General features: G+C 71.9%; 17 protein-coding genes, 2 tRNA genes and 2 pseudogenes. 15 read left to right on the forward strand and 6 right to left on the reverse strand.

Features of this window, described 5'->3' with window-relative positions; genetic code table 11:
- Positions 1-54: 54 nt before the first annotated feature.
- On the forward strand, positions 55-963 hold the full coding sequence (locus JSY14_RS08610; protein WP_259558338.1) for a GIY-YIG nuclease family protein: 909 nt from the start codon (positions 55-57) through the stop codon (positions 961-963).
- A gap of 123 nt (positions 964-1,086) precedes the next feature.
- A complete protein-coding gene (locus JSY14_RS08615; RefSeq protein WP_259558341.1) occupies positions 1,087-1,704 on the forward strand; it encodes a biotin transporter BioY in 618 nt (205 codons plus the stop codon).
- A 21-nt stretch (positions 1,705-1,725) separates the two neighbouring features.
- Here the strand turns inward: JSY14_RS08615 and JSY14_RS08620 are convergent, their stop codons facing one another.
- Positions 1,726-4,245 carry a glycoside hydrolase family 31 protein gene (locus JSY14_RS08620; protein ID WP_259558343.1) on the reverse strand — a complete coding sequence of 840 codons (2,520 nt, stop codon included), beginning with the start codon at positions 4,243-4,245 and terminating at the stop codon, positions 1,726-1,728.
- A gap of 119 nt (positions 4,246-4,364) precedes the next feature.
- On the opposite strand from JSY14_RS08620, the gene JSY14_RS08625 reads away from it, so the two are divergent.
- From JSY14_RS08625 to JSY14_RS08640, 4 genes and pseudogenes are all read left to right on the forward strand, one after another.
- On the forward strand, positions 4,365-4,874 hold the full coding sequence (locus JSY14_RS08625) for a peroxiredoxin (protein WP_259558345.1): 510 nt from the start codon (positions 4,365-4,367) through the stop codon (positions 4,872-4,874).
- Between the two features lie 167 nt (positions 4,875-5,041).
- Positions 5,042-5,131: transfer RNA gene (locus JSY14_RS08630), tRNA-Ser, on the forward strand.
- Positions 5,132-5,264: 133 nt separating this feature from the next.
- Positions 5,265-5,969 (forward strand): annotated as a pseudogene (locus JSY14_RS08635) (threonine/serine exporter family protein).
- Positions 5,933-6,451: a threonine/serine exporter family protein gene (locus JSY14_RS08640; protein ID WP_259558347.1), complete on the forward strand. Its 519-nt coding sequence runs from the start codon at positions 5,933-5,935 to the stop codon at positions 6,449-6,451. Before JSY14_RS08635 ends, JSY14_RS08640 begins: the two are co-directional and overlap by 37 nt.
- Before the next feature lie 158 nt (positions 6,452-6,609).
- On the opposite strand, the gene JSY14_RS08645 is transcribed toward JSY14_RS08640, so the two are convergent.
- Positions 6,610-7,548 carry a formate/nitrite family transporter gene (locus JSY14_RS08645; RefSeq protein WP_259558354.1) on the reverse strand — a complete coding sequence of 313 codons (939 nt, stop codon included), beginning with the start codon at positions 7,546-7,548 and terminating at the stop codon, positions 6,610-6,612.
- A gap of 328 nt (positions 7,549-7,876) precedes the next feature.
- On the opposite strand from JSY14_RS08645, the pseudogene ppc reads away from it, so the two are divergent.
- Positions 7,877-10,668 (forward strand): annotated as a pseudogene (gene ppc, locus JSY14_RS08650) (phosphoenolpyruvate carboxylase).
- Positions 10,669-10,987: 319 nt separating this feature from the next.
- Here ppc and JSY14_RS08655 read toward each other — a convergent pair.
- Positions 10,988-11,533 (reverse strand): endonuclease domain-containing protein, encoded by a 546-nt coding sequence (locus JSY14_RS08655; RefSeq protein WP_259558355.1) that lies wholly within the window; start codon positions 11,531-11,533, stop codon positions 10,988-10,990.
- Positions 11,534-11,551: 18 nt separating this feature from the next.
- Here JSY14_RS08655 and JSY14_RS08660 point away from each other — a divergent pair, with 18 nt between their 5' ends.
- On the forward strand, positions 11,552-11,683 hold the full coding sequence (locus JSY14_RS08660) for a hypothetical protein (protein ID WP_259558356.1): 132 nt from the start codon (positions 11,552-11,554) through the stop codon (positions 11,681-11,683).
- Positions 11,684-12,304: 621 nt separating this feature from the next.
- Here JSY14_RS08660 and JSY14_RS08665 read toward each other — a convergent pair.
- On the reverse strand, positions 12,305-14,542 hold the full coding sequence (locus JSY14_RS08665) for an HAD-IB family hydrolase (RefSeq protein WP_259558358.1): 2,238 nt from the start codon (positions 14,540-14,542) through the stop codon (positions 12,305-12,307).
- Between the two features lie 142 nt (positions 14,543-14,684).
- Between JSY14_RS08665 and JSY14_RS08670 the strand changes: the two genes are divergently transcribed.
- The 4 genes from JSY14_RS08670 to JSY14_RS08685 are packed head-to-tail and all read left to right on the forward strand — an operon-like array spanning position 14,685 to position 18,473.
- Positions 14,685-15,458 carry an SDR family NAD(P)-dependent oxidoreductase gene (locus tag JSY14_RS08670; protein WP_259558360.1) on the forward strand — a complete coding sequence of 258 codons (774 nt, stop codon included), beginning with the start codon at positions 14,685-14,687 and terminating at the stop codon, positions 15,456-15,458.
- Positions 15,459-15,460: 2 nt separating this feature from the next.
- Entirely contained in the window at positions 15,461-16,360 is a 900-nt protein-coding gene (locus JSY14_RS08675) for a lysophospholipid acyltransferase family protein (protein WP_259558363.1), read from the forward strand.
- On the forward strand, positions 16,357-18,066 hold the full coding sequence (locus tag JSY14_RS08680) for an FAD-binding oxidoreductase (protein ID WP_259558365.1): 1,710 nt from the start codon (positions 16,357-16,359) through the stop codon (positions 18,064-18,066). Before JSY14_RS08675 ends, JSY14_RS08680 begins: the two co-directional genes overlap by 4 nt.
- 8 nt (positions 18,067-18,074) lie before the next feature.
- Positions 18,075-18,473 (forward strand): hypothetical protein, encoded by a 399-nt coding sequence (locus tag JSY14_RS08685; protein ID WP_259558367.1) that lies wholly within the window; start codon positions 18,075-18,077, stop codon positions 18,471-18,473.
- Between the two features lie 80 nt (positions 18,474-18,553).
- Here JSY14_RS08685 and JSY14_RS08690 read toward each other — a convergent pair.
- Both JSY14_RS08690 and JSY14_RS12415 read right to left on the reverse strand, forming a co-directional pair.
- Positions 18,554-18,626, reverse strand: a tRNA-Arg gene (locus tag JSY14_RS08690).
- 130 nt (positions 18,627-18,756) lie between these two features.
- Positions 18,757-19,299, reverse strand: a complete 543-nt coding sequence (locus tag JSY14_RS12415) for a cell division protein CrgA (protein WP_285892259.1) — start codon at positions 19,297-19,299, stop codon at positions 18,757-18,759.
- A 95-nt stretch (positions 19,300-19,394) separates the two neighbouring features.
- Here JSY14_RS12415 and JSY14_RS08700 point away from each other — a divergent pair, with 95 nt between their 5' ends.
- Genes JSY14_RS08700 through JSY14_RS08710 form a run of 3 tightly spaced genes read left to right on the forward strand, consistent with a single transcriptional unit; the run spans position 19,395 to position 21,063 of the window.
- Positions 19,395-20,183: a DUF881 domain-containing protein gene (locus JSY14_RS08700; RefSeq protein ID WP_259558369.1), complete on the forward strand. Its 789-nt coding sequence runs from the start codon at positions 19,395-19,397 to the stop codon at positions 20,181-20,183.
- A complete protein-coding gene (locus JSY14_RS08705) occupies positions 20,180-20,896 on the forward strand; it encodes a class E sortase (protein ID WP_259558371.1) in 717 nt (238 codons plus the stop codon). The genes JSY14_RS08700 and JSY14_RS08705 overlap by 4 nt, the downstream gene beginning before the upstream one ends.
- Positions 20,897-20,898: 2 nt before the next feature.
- Positions 20,899-21,063 carry a hypothetical protein gene (locus JSY14_RS08710; RefSeq protein ID WP_259558373.1) on the forward strand — a complete coding sequence of 55 codons (165 nt, stop codon included), beginning with the start codon at positions 20,899-20,901 and terminating at the stop codon, positions 21,061-21,063.

Raw genomic sequence — 21,063 nt, forward strand, 5'->3', positions numbered from 1 at the left:
CTAAAGAGGTCCAACTCAGGAATCACGGCGGAGATCGGCAACTGGACCGGTCACGTGCTGCGCGGCAAGCGGGAGAAGCTCGGGCAGATCCGGCAGCGCCCCGAGGCGCAGCGCACCGGCATCTACATCCTGCTGGGAGAGGACCCGGACAACCCCTCCCGGAAACTCGCGTACATCGGGCAGAGCGATGACGTCGCCGGTCGGCTCGCCCAGCACCACGCGCGCAAACCCTTCTGGGATGAGGTTCTGATCGTCACCTCGAAGGATCAGAACCTCACCACCGCGCATGTGCGCTACCTGGAGGCACGACTGACCGCCCTCGCGATGCAGATCGGTCGCGTGCGGCTGGAGAACCTCCAGAACCCGACCGGTGGCGCCGCGCTGCCCGAGGCCGACGCCTTGGACATGGAGGACTTCATCGAGTACGTGCGCATCCTCTTCCCCGTGCTCGGGGTGGACATGTTCCGCGGTCGATCCCGCCCGGTCCGGATCGCCCCCGTGCCCGCCGAGCCCGCCGCGGTGCAGGCTCCGAGTGCCGTCACGTCTGAACCGTCTGCGGTGGATCCCCAGGACGCCGCGGACGACGATGGCGTGGAACGCTCCCCGGTGTTCCACCTCCGATTGCAGAAACGCGGCGCCGACGCCACCGCCCAGGTCATCGACGGAGAGTTCACGCTGCTGGCGGGGTCCGTGGTCGCGCCCGAGATCGTCGCCGGTGACTCCCTGGCCGCCTCGACGGCGAGCCAGTACCGATCCCGCGTGGAGCAGCGCGCCCAGCTGGTCGAGAGCGGCGCCCTGGGCCGTGACGCAGAGGGCCGCTGGGTGGCACTGCGCGACATCGTCTTCCCCTCCCCGTCGGCCGCCGGAAGCATCGTCGTCGGACGGCCATCGATCAACGGCCGCATCGCGTGGCGAACCGACAGTGCCACCACATATGGAGGGTGGGAGGAGTCCCGCCGCTAAGCACGGACGGTGTACGCCACGCCCTCGCACCCCGCCACCGCCGCGCGCCCGTACCATGGGTCGTCCCGTCCCGTCCCGCCCCGCGGGATCCACCCCGCGCCTCTCCGTCGAAGGAGCCCCCGGATGACCGCCACCGCCGTCGTTCCTGCCCGCCGACCCGTCCTGGCCGACGCCGTCCTGCCGCGCACCCGCGTCACCGATGCGCTGTTGGTGGGGGCCGGGGTGCTGGTCATGGCGCTGCTGGCGCAGGTGGAGATCCCGCTGCCGCTGGTGCCGATCACCGGGCAGACCCTCGGGGTGCTGCTCGTCGGCGCCGCCCTCGGTGCCCGCCGCGGCGCCCTGTCGCTCGCCGCCTACGCGGTGGTCGGCCTGCTCGGTGCCCCCGTGTTCGCGGGCTTCGCCGGGGGCCCCGCCACCGTGCTGTCCCCGAGCTTCGGCTTCATCCTCGGTTTCGTGCCGGCCGCCGCGGTGGCCGGATGGATGGCGGAGCGTGCATGGGACCGTCAGCCGCTGCGCGCAGCCGCCGGGTTCCTCGCCGCGAGCGCCATCCCCTTCCTCACCGGTGTGCCGTACATGGCAGCGATCGTGAACCTGGTGATGGGGGAGCCGATGGGTCTGCAGGCCGCCCTGGCCGCCGGGCTGTGGCCGTTCATCCCCGGGGGCATCGTCAAGGCGCTGCTGGCCGCCGCCCTCATCCCGCTGGCGTGGAAGGGCGTGCGCGCACTGGACGCCCGCCGCTGAGAACCCCGCGACCGGCCCGCGTCAGCGCGCCGTGAGAATCTCCGCCACCGCCGCAATGAGCTCCGCCGACGGCTGCTCGTAGGCGTGCGTCACCGGGGCATGGCCCATCGGCGCGGAGCCGATCGCCGCGATCTCCCCGAGGGCCGCGACCCCGCGCTGCTCCACCGCCGCCATGAGGCGCTCCTTCAGCGTGTAACCGATCTGCGCCCGCTCCAGCAGGCGCCGCACCCGCGGCGCCGGATCCGTGGGCGCCAGGCGGCGCAGGGCCGCTGAGGTCAGCACCACCGGGGTCTGCTCGTCGTCGGGCTGCAGGTCCAGGTGCACCCGGCCCAGCCCACCGGGCGGCCCCGCCGTATCGGCCTCGCGCAGCGCCACCCGCGCACCCCCGCACTGCAGATCCTGAAGGGCCGACGGATCCGCCCCCAACAGGGTCACGGTGAACGCCCTCCGGCCGCGCCGATCCGCGGCCCCGGCCCCCTGGCCGGTCCCCTCCCCAGCGCCCGCCGTGCTTCCCGCGGCACCTGTGTCCACGGCGCCGTCGCGGTCGATCACCAGGCGCCCCGCCTCGGCCTCCAGACGCAACCGGGTCTCCACCCACGCGCCGTCGACGGGCTCCTCCCACAGGGAGAACTCGCCGTCGGCGCCCACGGCCACCAGGATCTCCAGGTCCGGCATCCGCTCCGCCGACCACAGGTCCGTGCCCTCCGCCGCCAGCGGGAGGAACCCGCCGGCCCGCAGCAGCACCGGGATCGAGGACAGGTCGCGGTGCAGGCGCAGCACCCGGCCGCCGCGGTACGCGAGACCGGTCATCACATCCACCCAGTCGCCCTCGGGCAGGTAGGCGTCGGCCGCGCCGAGCCGGGTGTCGGCCGCAGCGGGCCGCACGATCGGCGCCACCAGCAGCTGCGAGCCGAAGGAGTACTGGTCGCGGTAGCGGTAGGCCTGATCCACGGGGGTCGTGATGTACGTCGGCTCCACCAGGGAACGGCCCTCGAGGTGGGCCCGCCGGTTCATGGCGTGCAGATACGGCAGCATCCGGTGCCGCAGCCGCAGGTGCTCGACCATGGTGCGCTCGGCCGCCGGTTCGAAGTTCCACGGCTCCTTCCCGGCGAACGGCGAGTTGCTGGAGTGCAGCCGCAGGATGGGGGAGAAGCAACCGAACTGCACCCAGCGGGCGGCGAGCTCGTCGTCACGGTAGCCCTCCATGTGGCCGCCGATGTCGTGGCTCCACCAGCCGTAGCCGATGTTCGCTCCGGCGGCGGTGAAGCGCGGCTGGAACGCCAGCGACTCCCAGCTGATGATCGCGTCGCCGGAGAAACCCACGGGGTAGCGGTGGCTGCCGGGGCCGGCGTAGCGGGAGAACGTCAGGCCGCGCCGCCCGTCGCGGGCGTTGTCGGTGAAGTGGCCGTGGTTCAGCACCCACAGCGGGTCCAGGCCGCGGCGCCGCGAGTACGGGCCCGACTGCCAGTCCACCCACCAGAAGTCCGTGCCCTGCTCCTCCAGGCCGCGGTGCAGCACCTCGAAGTACGCGCGCAGGAACTCCGGATCGGCGGCATCGAAGGCGATGGGCTCCCCGTCGACGGGCCGACCCAGGGCCTCACACATCGCCGGATAGGCGTCCTCGAAGGCCCGCACCCCGTCGGCGGGATGCACGTTCAGCGTCACCGCCAGGCCCCGCTCATGCAGGGCACGCTGGAACCGCTCCGGGTCGGGGAACAGGTCCCGGTTCCAGGTGTACCCGGTCCAGCCCGAGCCGTACCGCGGATCGACCTCCGTCAGGTGCCAGTCCATGTCGATCACCGCCACCGAGAACGGCACGCCCTCGGCGCGGAACCGATCCATCAGCGCCAGGTAACCGGCCTCGTCATAGCGGTGGTAGCGCGACCACCAGTTCCCCAGGGCGAACCGCGGCAGCAGCGGCTGCGGCCCCGACAGCAGATGGAAGTCCGTCAGCGCCTGCACGTGGTCGTGGCCGTGCGCGAAGACGTACAGATCCACCTGGCCGTCCTCCGCGTCGCGCGGCAGCAGGGACCCGTTGGCGTCGAACACCATCGACGCGGAGTCATCCAGCACCGCATACCCGGTGGTGGAGACGACGCCCGGCTCCAGGGGGATCTCCCCGTCGGCCTCATCCAGCGTGCGGGCGGCCCCACCGAGGTTCCCGTTCAGCACCCGGGTGGGCTCACCCCGCCGCCGACCCTGCGCATGCGCGGGCAGGGACAGGTCCTGCCCGTACCGCCACACCGAGTGATAGTTCGTGACGCCGCCGCGCACCTGCAGAGACAGACCGTCGGGCCGGAACGGCCCCTCGTCGTACTCCAGGGTGTACGCCGCGGTGCGCACGATCAGCCGGTCCCCCTCGCGGCCGACCTCCACCCCGTCCCGCAGCACCGGCCGGTGCAGCGCGAGGGTCGAGGGACGGTCCTCGAAGCGGCCGCTCGGTGACCACTCCAGGCGCACCAGCGCCGGGGTGATCGGGGTGATGCGGTAGTGGTCGCCGCGCAGGATGCCATCGGGGGAGATGCGGGGATCAGCCGTCATGGGCCGATCCTCTCAGGCGCGCGATCCCTGCCGCGCGGGATCTCACCGCCCGTCCCGCACCGTGCCCTCGCCCGCCGACCTCTGCCCACCGACCTCTGCCCACCGGAGACAATGTGGCCATGTCCGATCCGACGCAGTCCCCGTCCGACACCCCCGCCCCTGCCGTGAAACTGGCCGTCGGCGACCCGGCCCCCGACTTCGATCTCGCCACCTCCGGTGGTGGGCGCCTGAGCCTCGCCGACCTGCGCGGCACCCCCGCGGTGCTGTGGTTCTACCCGGCGGCGAACACCTCGCTGTGCACGAAGCAGGCCTGCGACCTGCGGGACAACATCGGCCTGTTCGACCGCGCCGGGTACCGCGTCGTGGGCATCAGCCCTGACGAGGTCCCCGCCCTGGACCGGTTCGTCGCCGAGCAGAACCTGCCGTACACGCTCGCCGCCGACCCCACCCACCAGACCCTCGCCGCCTACGGCGCCTGGGGTGCGAAGAACATGTACGGGAAGATCACCGAGGGTGTCATCCGCAGCACCGTCGCGATCGACGCCGAGGGGATCGTGACCTTCGTGAAGTACCGGGTCGGCACCCCGACGCACATCGCGCTGCTGCAGGAGAAGCTCGGCCTGCAGTGACCGGCGCGACGCCGCGGCTGAGGCGTGGCGGTTGGGGCGTCGCGGCGGCGCGATTGAGTCGTGCGCCTCACTCTGGCCGCAGGCCCCGGCGCGGCTGGCCCGACCGGCGCGGCTCCGGTACTCTGGCGGGGTTGCCTCGGCGTGTCGTCGTACCCCGAGAGTGACGAGGAGACGTGGCAGAGCGGCCGAATGCGCTCCCCTGCTAAGGGAGTAGGTGCTGATAAGGCGCCTCGGAGGTTCAAATCCTCTCGTCTCCGCCCCGCCGCACGGGCCCCGACCGCACCGGTCGGGGCCCGTGCGCATGTCGCAGACCCGTCGGGCCGGCCCGCGGGGGCCGCGCGGTAGCACCAAAGTTCGACACGACCGGCACTTCTGGTCCACCGTGGGCCCATGCCCACCTACCCGATCCATGAGGTGTTCACCTTCGCGCTGCGGGCCGGCAGCATCATGGCCCGAAACGGCTCACCCGCCGCGAACGTCACCCACGCGATGCTGGCTGTCGCCCGCACCCACGGTCACGGCAACGCCACCGCCAGCGTCACGATGGACCAGCTCACCCTCGCCGAGATCTCGACCGACGAGGACCGCTCCGTGACGATGAGCCAGAGCGTCGGCGCCTCCGGCTTCAACCTGTAGGCCATCCAGGAGGTGGAGGTCGTCACCAAGCAGGTGATCCCCGGGGAGCTGACCCCCAAGGAGGGGCTGACCCGCCTCACGGCCATCGAACGCGCCGACGTCGGCACCCCCGGGATCGTGCGCCTGCTGGGGTGGGGCGTGATGGGCGGTGGCTTCGCGCTGCTGCTCGGCGGATCGCTGCTGACCGCCGTGCTCGCCGCGCTGGGTGCCGCCCAGGATCTGCTCACCGGCTGGTACCTCACGGCCTCCGCTCGCATCATCGAGGCGGGGCTGGTCACCGGCGGCCTGGTCGCGGGAGTGGTCGGGGGCCTCGCGCTGGCAGGACGCTTCGGGGTCGGACTCAGCGTCGAGGACACCCCGCAGCCCACCGAGAGTCTTGTGCTGACCCTGGTGGCGTCCTCCTGGTCGCCGCCGGGTTCTCCGTGGCCTCGCAGGCCCCGTGGTCCCGGGTCCCCCTGATCGCGGCGCTGGGCACCGGCGCCGCCGGGGGGAATCTGCTGCTGGCGGGTGCGGGGCTGTCGGCCATCGGTGCGGTGCTGATCGCCGCGACCGTCCTGGGCGCTGTCGCGGTGCTCTTCGCCCGGTACATCAAGCTCTCCCCGGCCGGGGTGCTCGGTGTCGCTCTCATCCCGCTGGTGCCGGGCATGGCGATCTATCAGGGCTTCGTCGCGCTGGTGACGGATGACACCGCGCCCCAACACTTCGTGAAGGCCGTGCTGATCGCCATGGCGCTGGGCGCGGGGTCCGTGCTCGGTGAGTACCTGGCCAGTCAGGTCGTGTGGCGCGGAGTGCAGGTGGAGCGGGTGCGGCGCCAGCACACCGATTCCGAGGTCGAGGACCTCGACCCGCGCGCGTTTACGGCGGAGCTGCTCAGCGCCCCCGTGTTCCGCCGGCCCTTCATCATGGAGGAGTTCGACGCGACGAAGCAGGATTCCGCCTGACCCGCACCCTCCCCGACGGCGACGCCCCGCCGCCCCGGGACCGGTGTGGTCCGCGGGACGGCGGGGCGTCGCAGGGTCGGGGCAGGGTGACGGAGGATCAGGACGGGCCGACCCGGTCGGTCGGAACCCGGGGTGACCTCCGGTGGGTCCGCTCGTCCTCAGGGGCGACGGGCGCCCGCCGGACCGGCCGCCGGAGCGTCGGTCTTCTTGAGGTAGGCGAGCCAGAAGTACACGCCGACGAACAGGGCACCGCCGATGATGTTGCCGATGGTCACCGGCAGCAGGTTCTTGAAGATGATCGCCGGCAGGGTGATGGCGCTGTAGTCGCTGGCGGCCCTCTCCGCAGCGGTCACGGCCGTGGAGGACCAGAACTCCTGGCCGGCGCCGTGCTCGATCATCCAGCCCATCGGCAGCAGGAACATGTTCGCCACGGAGTGCTCGAAGCCGGTGGCGACGAACAGCGCGATTGGCGGCGCGATGGCGAGGACCTTGTCGGTGGTGGACTTGCCGCTGAAGGCCATCCACACCGCGAGGCACACCGCGAAGTTCGCCAGCAGGCCCAGCAGCAGGGCCTCATGGAAGGCGTACCCCACCTTGGTGTTCACGGAGTTGAGGACCACCAGGCCCCAGGCCCCGCCATTGGCGGTGTGCATGCTCGCGAAGAACATCAGTGCCGCCATCAGCACGGAGCCGATGAGGTTGCCCAGGTAGCTCACGCCCCAGTGGCCCAGCAGACGACCGCCACGCAGACGACCCTGCAGCGCGGGCATCACGGTCAGGGTGGTTCCGGTGAACAGGTCGGAGCCGCTCATCACCACGAGCATCAGGCCCGAGGAGAAGACCAGGCCACCGATCACCTTCGCGAGGCCCAGCGGCATGTTCGCGGCGTCCTGCTGCGAGGTGACGGAGAAGATGAAGCCGAGGGCGATGAACGCACCGCCGGTCAGCGCGAGCACGAAGATCTTCCACCACGGCATGGTGGCCTTCGCGTACATGCCGTCGGCGATGGCGTTGGCCATCATCGGCGGGGTGGGCATCGCGGGCGCCGGTGCCGGCGCGGGAGCAGGCGCTGCGGCGGCGCCGGGCTTGTCAGCCATGGAGTCTCCTGGGGAACGGGATGGGGGCCGCGGGGTGCGGCCATCGGCACCGGGACGCGCCCGGCGCGTGCTCGAGTGTACTCTGGCACACCCGGTGCGACCAGGGACGTAAGGGGGGAGCGGAGCCCCCTCCGGTCCCGCGTGACGGAACGGTCCGTCCCGCCTGTCGGTCGGTTCGCTACCCTGTCGGGGACCGTTCATCGCCGACGCGGCCCAGCTCCTGTGTGGTGCGACGAGGTGCGTCGTGCCGCGCCGACATGTGACGGGCCGCGTCCCGCCCGCTTCGGGAGGCAGCGTGCCCGACACCACCCCCCTCAGCGTCCCGACGCTGACCAGTGAGTTCCCCGCCGTCGGCGACGACCCGCACATCGACGCGCCCCTGCGCGCGACCGTACGTCGACTCTCCACCCTCCTCGGCCGCACCCTCGCCGACCAGCACGGCCCCGAGCTCCTCAGCCTCGTGGAGGATGTGCGCCGTGCGGCCAAGGCTGCGAAGACCGGGGGCGACCCGGAGGAGGCCCGCCGTATCCGCGAGCGCCTCGCGGAGCTCCCCATCGACCAGGCCACAGCCCTGACCCGCGCCTTCACCGAATACTTCCTGTTGGCCAACGCCGCCGAGCAGGTGTACCGCGTCCGGGCGCTGCGCGAGCAGGAGACCACCCAGTCGTGGATCCCCCGCACCGTGCGCGACATCGCCGAGCAGCTCGGCCCGGAGGAACTGCAGGCCACCGTCGACTCCCTGGACGTGCGCCTGGTGTTCACCGCCCACCCCACCGAGGCCTCCCGCCGTGCCGTGCTGCAGAAGCTGCGGCGGTTATCGGACCTCCTGGAGGTCGAGACGGAGGAGGGCACCCCGGAGCGGCGCCGCCAGGACCGTGACCTCGCCGAAGTGGTGGAGACCCTGTGGCAGACCGACGAGCTCCGCCGTCGCCGCCCCACCCCGCAGGACGAGGCCCGCAACGCCCTGTACTACCTGCGGGAGATCCAGACCCACACCATGCCGGGTTTCCTCGACGACCTGCGCGAGGAGCTGCGCGCCCATGGCGCCGACCTGCGTGACGGCGCGGTGCCGCTGCGGTTCGGCTCGTGGATCGGCGGCGACCGCGACGGCAACCCCTTCGTCACTGCCGAGGTCACCCGTGAGGTGCTGCGACTGCAGGCCGACGCCGCCCTCGACATCGCCGTGGAGACGGTGAATCGGCTCATCGGCCAGCTGTCGATCTCCAGCGCCCTCACCGGCGACGACCCCGAGCTGCGGGAGAGCCTCGAGGCGGACTTCTCCTTCCGTGACCAGGTCGACGAGGAGCAGCGCCGCCTGTACGACCAGGAGCCGTACCGGCTGAAGCTCGGTGCGATCCGCGCGAAGCTCGAGGCCACGCGGCGGCGCATCCACGAGGGCACGGCGCATGTGCCCGGGCACGACTACCTGCACGGCGCCGAACTCCAGGCCGACCTGGAGCTCGTGCGTCGGGCGCTCGCGCGCCACGGTGGCCGCCGCATGGCCGACGGTGAGCTGGCGATCGCCCAGGCTCAGCTGGCCGGCATCGGCCTGCACCTGGCGACCCTCGACATCCGCGAGCATGCCGAGAAACACCACGAGCTGCTGGCGCAGCTGTTCGACCGGGTCGGAGAGCTCGAGCGCCCCTATGCGGAACTCGACGCGGCGGGTCGCACTCGGGTGCTGTCGGCGGAGCTCGCCAGCCGCCGCCCCCTGGTCGGTGCCGGTGCGGCGGAGGAGGCCGGCCTCGACGACGGTGCCCTGACCACCTGGAACGTGTTCCGGGAGATCCGCGAGGCGCAGCGCACCTACGGGCAGGAGGTCATAGAGACCTACATCATCTCCATGACCCGCGGCGCCGACGACGTCCTCGCCGTGGCGCTGCTGGCGAAGGAGGCCGGGCTGGTGGACCTGGCCGGCGCCGACGGCCGCCGCGCCGACATCGGCTTCGCGCCGCTGCTGGAGACCCCGGAGGAGCTGCGCGCCGCCGACGACATCCTCGACGCGCTGCTGTCGGACCCGACGTATCGGGAGATCGTGCGGCTGCGCGGCGACGTGCAGGAGGTCATGCTGGGCTATTCCGACTCCAACAAGGAGGCCGGGGTGCTGACCAGCCAGTGGGAGATCCACCAGGCCCAGCACCGGCTGCGTGACGCCGCCGCCCGCCACGGGGTGCGCCTGCGGCTGTTCCACGGTCGCGGCGGGTCGGTCGGCCGCGGCGGCGGCCCGACGTACGACGCGATCCTGGCCCAGCCGTACGGCGTGCTCGAGGGCGCCATCAAGTTCACCGAGCAGGGTGAGGTCATCTCCGACAAGTACATGCTGCCGGTGCTGGCGAGGGAGAACCTCGACCTGTCGCTGGCGGCGGTGATGCAGGGGTCGGCGCTGCACCGTGAGCCCCGCACCACCCCGAGCAGCTCGCCCGCTACCGCGAGGTGATGGCGGGGGTGTCGGAGGCGTCCTACCGCCGATACCGGCAGCTGGTCGAGGACCCGGACCTGCCCGAGTATTTCGTGACCTCCACCCCGGTGGAGCAGCTGGGTGACCTCAACATCGGGTCCCGCCCGTCGAAGCGCACCACCTCTGAGAAGGGACTCGACGGGCTGCGGGCGATCCCGTGGGTGTTCGGCTGGACCCAGTCGCGGCAGATCGTGCCCGGGTGGTTCGGCGCCGGCAGCGGCTTGAAGGCGGCCCGGGAAGCCGGACGGGAGGCCGACCTGCAGGAGATGCTGCGCAACTGGCACTTCTTCCGCACCGTCATCAGCAACATCGAGATGACCCTGGCGAAGACCGACATGGACGTGGCCGCGCACTACGTGCACTCGCTGGTGCCGGAGCGGTTGTGGCCGCTGTTCGAGAGCATCCGCGCCGAGTACGAGCTGACCGTGGCGGAGGTCGAGCGCCTCACGGGTGTGCTGAACCTGCTCGACGGGCAGCCCGTGCTGCGCCGCACCCTCGCCGTGCGCGACCGCTACCTCGACCCCATCTCGTACATGCAGGTGGCGATGCTGCAGCGGGTGCGGGCGGCCCAGGAGGCAGGGGAGGAGATCCCCGAGCAGCTCCAGCGCGCCCTGCTCACCACCATCAACGGAGTCGCCGCGGGCCTGAAGAACACGGGGTGACCTGGGCCGGCGGGGGTGCCACACCGTGGCGGGCCCGTCCCATGCGGCCCCGGGCTCGGCGCGCCCCGGTCCCTGGTCGTGCGGTGAGCCCCGGCCGATGCGCCCTGCCCCGGCCGATGCGCCCTGCCCCGGCCGATGCGCCCTGCCCCGGCCGATGCGCCCTGCCCCGGCCCATGCGCCCTGCCCCGGCCGATGCGTTCTGCCCCGGCCGATACGCCCCGCCCCGGCCGATGCGCGTCTTGACGTGTCTACTTCCTCTTTCTGGAAACAGACACGTCAATACGCGCGCGATTGTTGGGTCGGGACGCGCGCGATTGCCTCAAGCTCCCGCCAGGACCCTGCTCAGGTGGGCGAACAGTGCCCGCGGGTCAGTGAGGTCCCGTGAGGTCACCCGGATCACCGTCCATCCCATCTGCTGCAGCACCATGTCCTTGCGCCGGTCGCGCTGCCACTGCTGGCGGTCCGTGCGGTGCCAGTCCCCGTCGTACTCGAGCACCACCTTCTGCTCGCGGTACACCAGGTTCAGGCGGAAGGTCTCACCGCTCCAGGGGCAGCGGATCGTCGGGTTGATGTCAGGCTCGGGGAATCCGGCCGCGACCAGCAGCAACCTCAGCTTCGTCTCCTGCGGGGATTCGACCAGCTCCCGGGCGCGAGCCAGTGCTCGCCGCAGCCTGCGGCCGCCCGGTAGCAGAGACGCCGCGGCGGCCTCCGCGCGGAGGCCCTCCAGGGTGACGTGCCACAGCAGCCGCTCCGGGCCCACCAGGGCATCGGTGACCGCTACCAGTTCGTCGTCGGTGAGGGTCGGTGCGAGTTGCCCCAACAGGGCCAGGGGCGTGGGGAGAGGAACACCCTCGAGACTTTCCACCTTTCCCAGGTGGCGTCGATGGACGACAACCTTCTGACCAGCAGTGCGGTGTGTTCCTGGCGCGATCGTCACGTGCAACAGGCCGGTGTGGTCGTGCGTCAGGCGGCGTGGAAGCGGAAGGGCAGCAAGTTCGGCCGCGGTGACGTGTGAGAGGACGGCGCCGGGAATGACGTGGGAGGTGAGCCGCCGGGCCAGAACCGGCAACGGCGCGGGGTCTGCCGCACTCGTGAGGTAGCCCGGAAAGGGGATGGCGATGTGGGGGCCGCTCAGACGGCGCGGGTGCACCCCTGCCTCCAGCAACCCTCGGCGCGAATACAGGATGCGGGGCGACGGGGTCCAGAGGCGAGGCATGTTGCGACCGTAAGTCGTTGCGGTGTACCGCGTCGCGCATGGGCGGCCGGTGGGGATCACCCCGGCATGTGGAGGAAGCCAGGTCCGCGGTGGTGCGCAGAGCCTGCGTTGGGGCCGGGGCGTGGGGCACGGGGCGTGGGGCACGGGGCGCGGGGGCCAGGGCCAGGGCCAGGGCCAGGGGCCTGGGCCGGGGGCCTGGGCGTGGGGTCGGGGGCCTGGGGCCCTGGGGCATGCGGAAGGGCCTCGGGCTGCCGAGGGGGACATGTGCCGACACGCCGCAGTGACGCTGCGCGGTTTGACGTGTCTGCTTCCACTATCTGGAAGTAGACACGTCAAACCGCGCAGCGGGCGGGAGGGCGCGGTGCGGTGGCGCGCACCGAGGGGCAAGGGCACGGGGCCGCGGGCGCCCCGCCCCCACCGTCACCAGTCCAGGATCCGCCAGCGCTTCTTCTTCGCCACCGCGAACAGGCCGAGGTCGGGTGAGACTGCATGCGGGTGTCCGACGAGCTCCAGCCATGCGGCGTCGGCGTGGGAGTCGCCGTAGCCGTAGGACGCCGCGAGGTCGGCCCCGCGCTCGGCCGCGTACTTCCGCAGCCAGTTCGCCCGGGCCTCGTCCACTACCGGCGGCGTGGCGAGGAACCCGGTGAGCACGCCGTCGGCGTCCTCGTCCATGCGGGTGGCGACGACCTCGTCGAACAGGTCCGCGAGCGGTTCCACCAGCACGTCGAGCGCCCCGGTCACCAGCACGGTGCGGTGCCCGGCCTCGCGGTGCCGGCGGATCACCTCGAGGGCCTCCGGCCGCACCGAGGCGCGGATGCGTTCACCGAGCGGCCCCGCCACGAGCTCACGCAGCTGCGCCGAGCGGTACCCGGCATACCGGCGGTTGACGCTGCGGATCAGCTCGGAGCGGTCGCGCCGATCCGCCCGCACGAAACCGGGCACCCCCTTGACGAGGCCGCCGAACTCCGCGGGCCACTGTCTGCGCGGCGTGGTGGCGCGGACGATCGCGAAGTACTGCCGCACCACATTGGTGGAGACCAGGGTGCCGTCGAGGTCGAACACCGCCAGGGCGCCCTCGGCGGGGCGCGGAGCCTCGGCGGGACGGTCGGCGCGGGCGCGCTGCGCGGCTTTCCCGCGGGAGTACGCCTTGGTCAGCTCGGTGACGGCCGGCAGGTGGTGGTTCTGGAAGTAGTCGGTCCAGTCGATGACGGTGACATCGAAGTCGTGCTGCGCCAGGAACCCCTGCGGCAGGGACTCGCGCAGGGCACGCGTGTTGGCGTCGTCGAACACCATCTCGGTCTTGGTGTACTGCCGGTACAGCTCGATGTACTTGCGGAGGGTGGTCAGACCCGAGGAGTTGCGGTGCAGCGCGGAGGCCCACGACCGGGTGCGCGGGGTCCCGGGCAGGCGCGAGACCACGACCTGCCCGGCCTTGGTGGCGAGCTCCTTGGCGCGGAAGCGCTGCTCGACCATCTCGACCGCCGGGAACGTCCACTCGGGCACGACGATCGGTCGGCCGTGGTCGTCCTCCAGCGGATGGGCGAGGAAGTACTCGCGCACCGCGTCGACCATCTGGTGGAAGGGCAGCGGGTTCGAGGTGCCCGACACCACCTGGTAGTAGGCGTCGTCACCGCGGCGGGGCACGTCCTGCGTGGCCAGCGCGACGATCACGTTCACCACGTAGTCGACGGGGATGATGTCGAGGATGGAATCGGCCAGGCCCGGGAACTCCGGCAGCAGCCCCTTGCCGTACGCCATGATCAGCGGGTCGGCGACCTTGTACCCGTCGATCCACCCGGGGAACGGCCGGCGCAGCGCCGATTCGATGATGGACGGCCGCACCACCGACAGGCGATGCCCGTTGCCCGCCCAGAGGTCCTCGGCGACGCGCTCGGCCATCGCCTTGGTGAAGGTGTAGATGTCGGTCCAGCCGACGGACTGGGCGCGGATGCGGCCGAAGTCAATCAGGCGCTGGTGCACCCACTCGCGACGCAGCTCCTCGGCGGCGGCGGCCACCGCCTTGGGGCCCATGCGGCCGTCGCGCACCCGCGCGGTGAGCATCTGCGAGCGCAGGGTCTCGGGCCGACGGGACTCCGCCTCGACGCGCTCGTGGGCGGCGATCGCCGCGTCGTACTCGGTGCGCCAGTCGACGTCGTGGACCAGGCGGCCCTCCTGCCGCAGGCCCTTGGCGATGCCGGAGACGTACGCCGTGGACACGTGCACCACGTGCGGGGACTGCCCGGAGGCGAGCAGCGCCTCGTAGAGGTTGCGGGCACCGCCGACGTTGGTGCGGAACGCCTCGTCGATCGGCGGGTCGAAGCTCACCGAGCTGGCGGAATGGATGACCGTGTCCACCGGCATGGTGATCGCGGGCATGTCGGTGAGGTCCCCCTCGAGGGCGCGGACGCGCTCGCGGAAGATCCGCTCGACCTGCTCGGCGCTGCTGCGCTCGGCCCAGGAGCGGAAGACCGGCTTGCGCAGCAGACCCTCCAGGCGCTTCTGTCCGGTCTGGGTGCCCTTGGGGCGGACGACGCAGACGACGTCGACGTCGTCGAAGCCCTCCAGCAGGGCCTGCAGCACGGCCTGCCCCAGGAAACCGGTGACGCCGGTGAGGAGGATGGTGCGGCGGCCGGTGCCGCCCTGGTCGGTCTGGGTCATGGAGGATCCCCTCAGGGTCGAGGCGGGGCCGACGGGCCCGAGACTGGGCGTGCCCGGAGAGCCGATCGTTCGGCCCACGGCACGGGCACGGGATATGGCCCGCCACCTGGGCGGGAGCTCTACCTGTTGTATCGTAGCGCGCATGCAGAGGGCCCTGATCACCGGTGGCACGGCAGGCATCGGCGCAGCGTTCGCGCGCGCTCTGGCGGAGCGCGGCGCTCACCTCGTGCTGGTGGCCCGCGACGCGGAGCGGCTGGACGCGGCGGCCCGCGATCTGACCGCCCGCCACGGCATCGAGGTGGAGACGATCACGGCGGATCTGTCGCGCCGTGAGGACCAGCAGCGCGTGGCGGATCGCCTGGAGGCGGATCCCCCGATCGATGTCCTGGTGAACAATGCCGGGTTCTCCGTGCGGGCGAGCCTGCTCGATCCCGATCTGTCCGAGCACGACCGCGGCGCCGAGGTCATGCAGCGGGCGGTGCTGAAGCTCGGGGGCGCGGCGGGCCGGGCGATGACGCGCCGCGGTACCGGCCACATCGTCAACGTGGCCTCGGCCAGTGCCTGCGTCACCCAGAACAACTACTCGGCGCTGAAGGCGTGGACCACGAACTACTCGGAGTCCCTGGGCGTGCAGCTGCGCGGCACGGGCGTGCATGTCACGACGCTCATGCCCGGGTGGGTGCGCACCGAGTTCCACCAGCGCGCCGGCATCAAGGGTTCCTCGATCCCCGGGCCGCTGTGGCTGTCGGCTGACCAGCTCGTCGCCGAGTGCCTGCGCGACATGGAGCGCGGTCGGTCGGTGTCGGTGCCGAGCCTGCGCTGGAAGCTCATCGTCGGCGGTCTGCGGATGCTGCCGCGCCCGGTGATCCACCGCCTGAGCGGTCTGCTGACCTCCCGGCGCGACGGGGAGCGCTGAGCATGAGCGAGCAGCCGCCGCAGGGGCGGAGGTCGTCCGTCCCGAAGCTGCCGACCCCCAAACTGCCGCAGCCGCCGAAACTCCCGCAGCCGCCGAAGCTGCCGGCCCCTAAGCTCCCGCAGCCGCCCAAGCTCCCGCAGGCCCCGAAGCTGCCGTCCCTCTCGGCCCGCTCCCGCGGGGAGGGTTTCGACATGAGCGATGAGCGGTTGAAGGTCTACCGCTCCCGCTGGCGCGCCGGTCTGCGGCGCGTGCTGCAGCGGGGGGTGTTCCGGCAGGTCCTCGCCACGGCGATCCGTCCCGAGGCCGTCGTCGCCCGCCGTGTGCGCTCGGTCCGCGGCCCGTTCGTGCTGGTGGCGAACCACACCAGTCACCTCGATGGGCCGCTGCTGAACCTCAGCCTGCCGTGGACGCAGGCGCGGCTGCTGTCCACCGGGGTGGCCGCCGACTACTTCTTCACCGTCGCCCATCGCCGCCTGTTCGTGCGGTGGATGCTCAATGCCTTCCCGATCGACCGCGATGGGTCGCGCAAGAACTCCGGCACCTCCCGGCGTCTGCTGCGCAGCGGTGTGCCGATCCTGGTGTTCCCGGAGGGCGGTCGCTCCCGCGACGGCGTGATGGGGGAGTTCAAACCGGGGGCCGCGGCGCTCGCCGCCGGTGTCGGTGTGCCCGTGATCCCCGCCGCGATCGTCGGCGCCCACGAGGCGATGCCGAAGGGCCGCAACTGGCCTCGGCCCGGCCGTCCCCGGGTGCGGGTGGTGTTCGGCGAGCCGATGCTCGCCGGGCCCGACGAGACGGTCGCGGACTTCACCGCGCGCATCCGCGCGTCGGTGGCTGATCTGTACGCGGCGCACCGGGCCGAGGTGCTCGGTGACGCCCAGGAACCCGGAACGGGGGAGCGATGACGAGGACGCCGACTGCAGCCGAGGTCAAGCGGCACACCTGGTGGGGTTGGGGCAGCGAGGACGTGTCCTTCCACGTCGACGACAAGCCGGCGTTCGCGCCGTTCGTGCGGAAGCAGATCGGCCTGGACCTGGCCACCAGCACCCCGCAGCCCGTACCGCAGCTGGAGACCTTCGACGTCCCGGACTCCCGCCTGCCGGCGGCCCTGCGGCAGCAGCTGGTCGGGATCGTCGGCGAGGACGCCGTCGTGGACGACGACGAGCTGCGCGTCGTGCATTCCTTCGGGCGCTCCGCCACCGACCTGTTCCGCGTCCGCACCGGCGACTTCGAGCGCCTGGTCGACGCGGTCGTGTACCCGGCCTCCGAGGAGGAGGTCGCCGCGGTGCTGCGCCTGGTGTTGGAGAAGGACCTGGTGCTGATCCCCTACGGGGGCGGCTCCTGCATCTCCGGCTCGGTGACGCCCGACCCCGCCGAGCAGCGTCCGATCCTGTGCCTGAACATGGGCCGGATGCGGCAGGTGCTGGAGATCGACGAGACCGCCGGTCTCGCCCGCGTCCAGGCCGGTGCCTACGGCCCCGACCTGGAGGAGCAGCTGTCCGCGGAGGGTTGGACCGTCGGTCACTTCCCGGACTCCTTCGCGTACTCCACCGTCGGCGGCTGGGCGGCCACCCGCTCCAGCGGTATGCAGTCCGACAAGTACGGCGACATCGCCGACATCGTCCGCGGCCTGCGGATGGTCCACCCGCAGGGCACCCTGGTGGTGCGTCCGCTGCCGTCGCGCTCCACGGGCCCGTCGGTGCAGGAGATGGTGATCGGCTCGGAGGGGCGCCTCGGTGTGATCACCGAGGTGACGCTGCAGGTGCATCGCATCGCCCCGGTGCGGCAGGTGATCGCCTACATGTACCCCGATTGGGAGCACGGCCTGCGCGGCATGCACGCCATCGCCCGCTCCACCGAGGTGTCACCGACCTTCACCCGCCTGTCGGACGGCCCGGAGACCGCCTTCAGCCTGTCGATGGTGAAGGAGCCGAGGTCGGCCAAGGGCCGGGTCACCGCGAAGGTGCAGGACGGCCTGTTCGCGTACCTGCGCCGCCGCGGCTGGAAGGTCGACAGCGAGATGTGCATCTCGTACGTGTGCTTCGAGGGAACCAGCGAATCCGTCGAGCGCCAGAAGAGCATCGTGAAGCAGATCGTGAAGCGCAACGGCGGCATCTCCCTGGGCTCCGGCCCGGGGGCGATCTACGACCAGAAGAAGTTCGACACCCCGTACCTGCGGGACTTCCTGCTGAACCACCGGGTGTTCGGTGACGTCTCCGACACCGCCGCCCCGTGGTCGCGGCTCAACGAGGTGCACGACGCCGTCTACGGCGCCTACCGGAGGGCGATGGAGGCGCAGGGCCTGCAGGGCTTCATGTTCTGCCACATGTCGCACAGCTACCACGCCGGGGCGTGCCTGTACTTCACCTTCGCGGTGCCGTACACCGATGACGCCTCGGCACTGGAGCAGTACGGGGCGGTGAAGCGGGCCGTGCAGGATGCCTTCCAGGAGCACGGCGCGACCCTCTCGCACCACCACGCGGTGGGCACCGAGCATCAGCCGTGGATCGAGCAGGACGCCGGCCCTGTCGGCACCGGCATGGTGCGCGGCCTCTTCGCCACCGCCGACCCGGGCCGCAACCTCAACCCCGGCAAGATCGTCAGCCCCTGAGACCCGCCGTGAGCAGCCCCGACCCGGTGCGCCTAAGCCTCGCCCTCCCGCCCGCCGAGGCGGTGCGCGCGGTGCGCGACCGGCTCGGACCGCTCGGGTGGAGGGTGCGGGAGATGCCGTCGCCGGTTGACAGCGACGACGCGAGCACCACTGTGCGTCTGGAGCGCGGCCGCCGGGGACTGACGGTGCTGGTGGGGGCGCTCGCGGGGCGGCACATGGCGGCCAGCGCACAGATCGTGCTCCGTCCCGCAGGCGCCGGCACCCTGCCCTGTGGCTCAGGGTCCTCTGCCGCGGTCACCACCCTCCACTACCTGCCCGACAGCGGTCGGGCGCTGGGGGGTCTGCTGGGGGAGCGCCGCGCGCAGCGGTGGCACACGGAGGCGGTCGAGGCTCTGCGCCGCCCGTGATCCCCGACCCCGCCGCACCCTGCAGGAGCCGGACATGACGAAGGCCCCATCACCGGGTGGTGACGGGGCCTCGTACGGGGCGCGCCCGGAGGGATTCGAACCCCCAACCTTCTGATCCGTAGTCAGATGCTCTATCCGTTAAGCTACGGGCGCTCATCGACGAACCGACCTGCTCAACAATAGTCGCAGCAGTCCCTCGCCGCCACTTGAGGGTGCATGAGTCGGCTCACACCGTCGGCACCGGCTGCGCCAGCTCCCGGGACCCGCGTGCGGCCGGTGCTCGTCACTTCCAGAACATGAGCAGGGCGCCACCCAGCATGAGCATCCCGAAGCCGACGGCGAGGTTCCAGTCACCGATCGGGGCGGGCAGCTGACCGGAGCTGAGGTATGCGGTGACCAGGTACGCGAGCCCCAGGACGAGCAGCGTGAGGGCCAGCGGCACCAGCCACACCGGGTTCGGGCGCACGGTCTCGGCACGACGGCGGGTGGAGGTGCGGGCACGCTCGGCCTCGGCGGAGGCCCGCACACGGCGGGTGGCCTCGGAGCGGGCGTCGCCGGCCTCCGGGCGGCGCGGCGTCGGATCGACCGCGCGGGTTCCTCGCTTCGCACGGCCGCCGCGCCCCGCGCGTTCCTCGCGGGCGTTCTCGTCACGGTCCCGGGCGTCACGCTCCTGCGTGTCACCGTCCGTCAGGCCCCCGGCGGCACCGGGCTCAGTGTCCGCCTGCCCGGGGCGGCGCGGGCCGCGGTCGGGACCGGACCCGACGGGCTCGTCGTCGAAGCCGTCGAAGAACGAGGTGTCGTGGTGCGTCGTCCTGCTCGCCGCCATGGATGGGGGACCTTCCGCCGGAGGAGCGCCCATCGGTCGATGGGCCATGGACTAGCGTATAGCCGACCATCCCGGCACCCCAGGTGGAGGAGCGCATGAAGCCCTCACGCTCGCCCGGCGACGAGCCCCCGACGCAGCGGCGACGCGACGCCCTGCGCACGCTCGGTGTGGGGACCGTGGGTGTCGCCGCCGGTCTGCTGTTCACCACCAGCGCGCGTCTGGCCGGGCCGGAGGGTATCCGCGACGAGACCGCGTCGGTCACCGACCTGTTGCGCCGGCAGGACCGGGAGAACGCCCGACTGACCGAGGTCAACGCCGCCAAACGCGCCGACCAGGACCGCCTCGCCGCCGAGGCGGGTCATGCCCCTGAGGACCTCCCCGAGCTCGCCACCACCGCCACCCGGGTGGGTCTCGCGGCCGTCGAGGGCCCCGGCCTGCGGGTGTCCCTGAGTGACGCGCCCACCTCCGCCCTGACCACCGTGGAGGGTGTGCGACCGGACGACCTGGTGGTCCACCAGCAGGACATGGAGGCGTACATCAACGCCCTGTGGGCCGGGGGAGCGGAGGCGATGATGCTGCAGGACCAGAGGGTGATCAACGGCAGCGCCTTCCGCTGCGCCGGCAACACCCTGCTGCTGGAGGGCCGGGTGTACTCCCCGCCGTTCGTCGTCACTGCCATCGGTGACCGCGACGGCATGATGCGCGCCCTGGAGGCCGCCGAGGGCGTCATCCTGTACCGCCAATGGCGCGACCACGTGGGCCTGGGGGAGCGCATCGAACGACTCGCCCGCCTGGAGCTTCCCGCGTACGACGGCACTCTCGCTCTGCAGGAGGCGCGCCCGCTCACGGCCTCGGTCGCTCGACGCGCGGGGGCGCCGCGATGAGTGTGCGCCGCGCGATCGGTTCCGCGATCGGGATCCTGGGGGAGCTGATGATCACCCTGGGTGCCCTGTTGATGCTGTTCCTGGTGTGGCAGCTGTGGTGGACCGATGTGACGGCGGGTCGGGACCAGGAGCAGATCGTCGCGCAGCTCGACAAGGAGTGGGCGCCAGTCGACGGCCAGGAGGTCGCGACGCCCCGCACGGACGCCCCGCCGCCGGTGGCGCAGCCGCAGGACGAGAAGGTGTGGGGGACGATGTGGATCCCGGCCTTCGACAAGCCGCGCATGCCGCTGGCGGAGGGGGTGAGCCTGGAGCGTGTGCTGAACGTGAAGGGCACGGGCCACTACCCCGACACCGCCCTGCCCGGCGAGGTCGGCAACTTCTCCGTGGCCGGCCACCGCACCACCTACGCCCGGCCGCTGCACGACATCGACCGTCTGCAGTCCGGGGATCCGATCGTGGTGGAGACCGCCGAGGCGTTCTACGTGTACGAGGTGACGGCCTCGCAGATCGTCATGCCGGATGCGGTGGAGGTGATCGCCCCGGTGCCGGGACAGCCCGGCCGGGAGCCCACGGAGCGGATGCTCACGCTCACCGCCTGCCACCCCCTGTACTCGGCGCGGGAGCGGTACATCGTCCACGCCCGTTTCGCGTACTGGACCCCGCGTTCCGAGGGCGTCCCGCCCGCGTTGGCCGACGAGATCCAGGAGGGCTGATCGTGTACGGATGGCTGTGGCGCCACCTCCCCGGCCCGGCCCTGGTGCGGGTGCTGATCCTGCTGGTGTTGGCGGCGGCGGCGGTGGCGGTGCTGTTCCAATGGGTGTTCCCCGCCATCGCCCCGTACATGCCGTTCAACGGCAACACCGTCGGCGGCGAGGGCTAG

Source organism: Brachybacterium sillae (assembly GCF_025028335.1).
GTDB classification, from domain to species: domain Bacteria; phylum Actinomycetota; class Actinomycetes; order Actinomycetales; family Dermabacteraceae; genus Brachybacterium; species Brachybacterium sillae.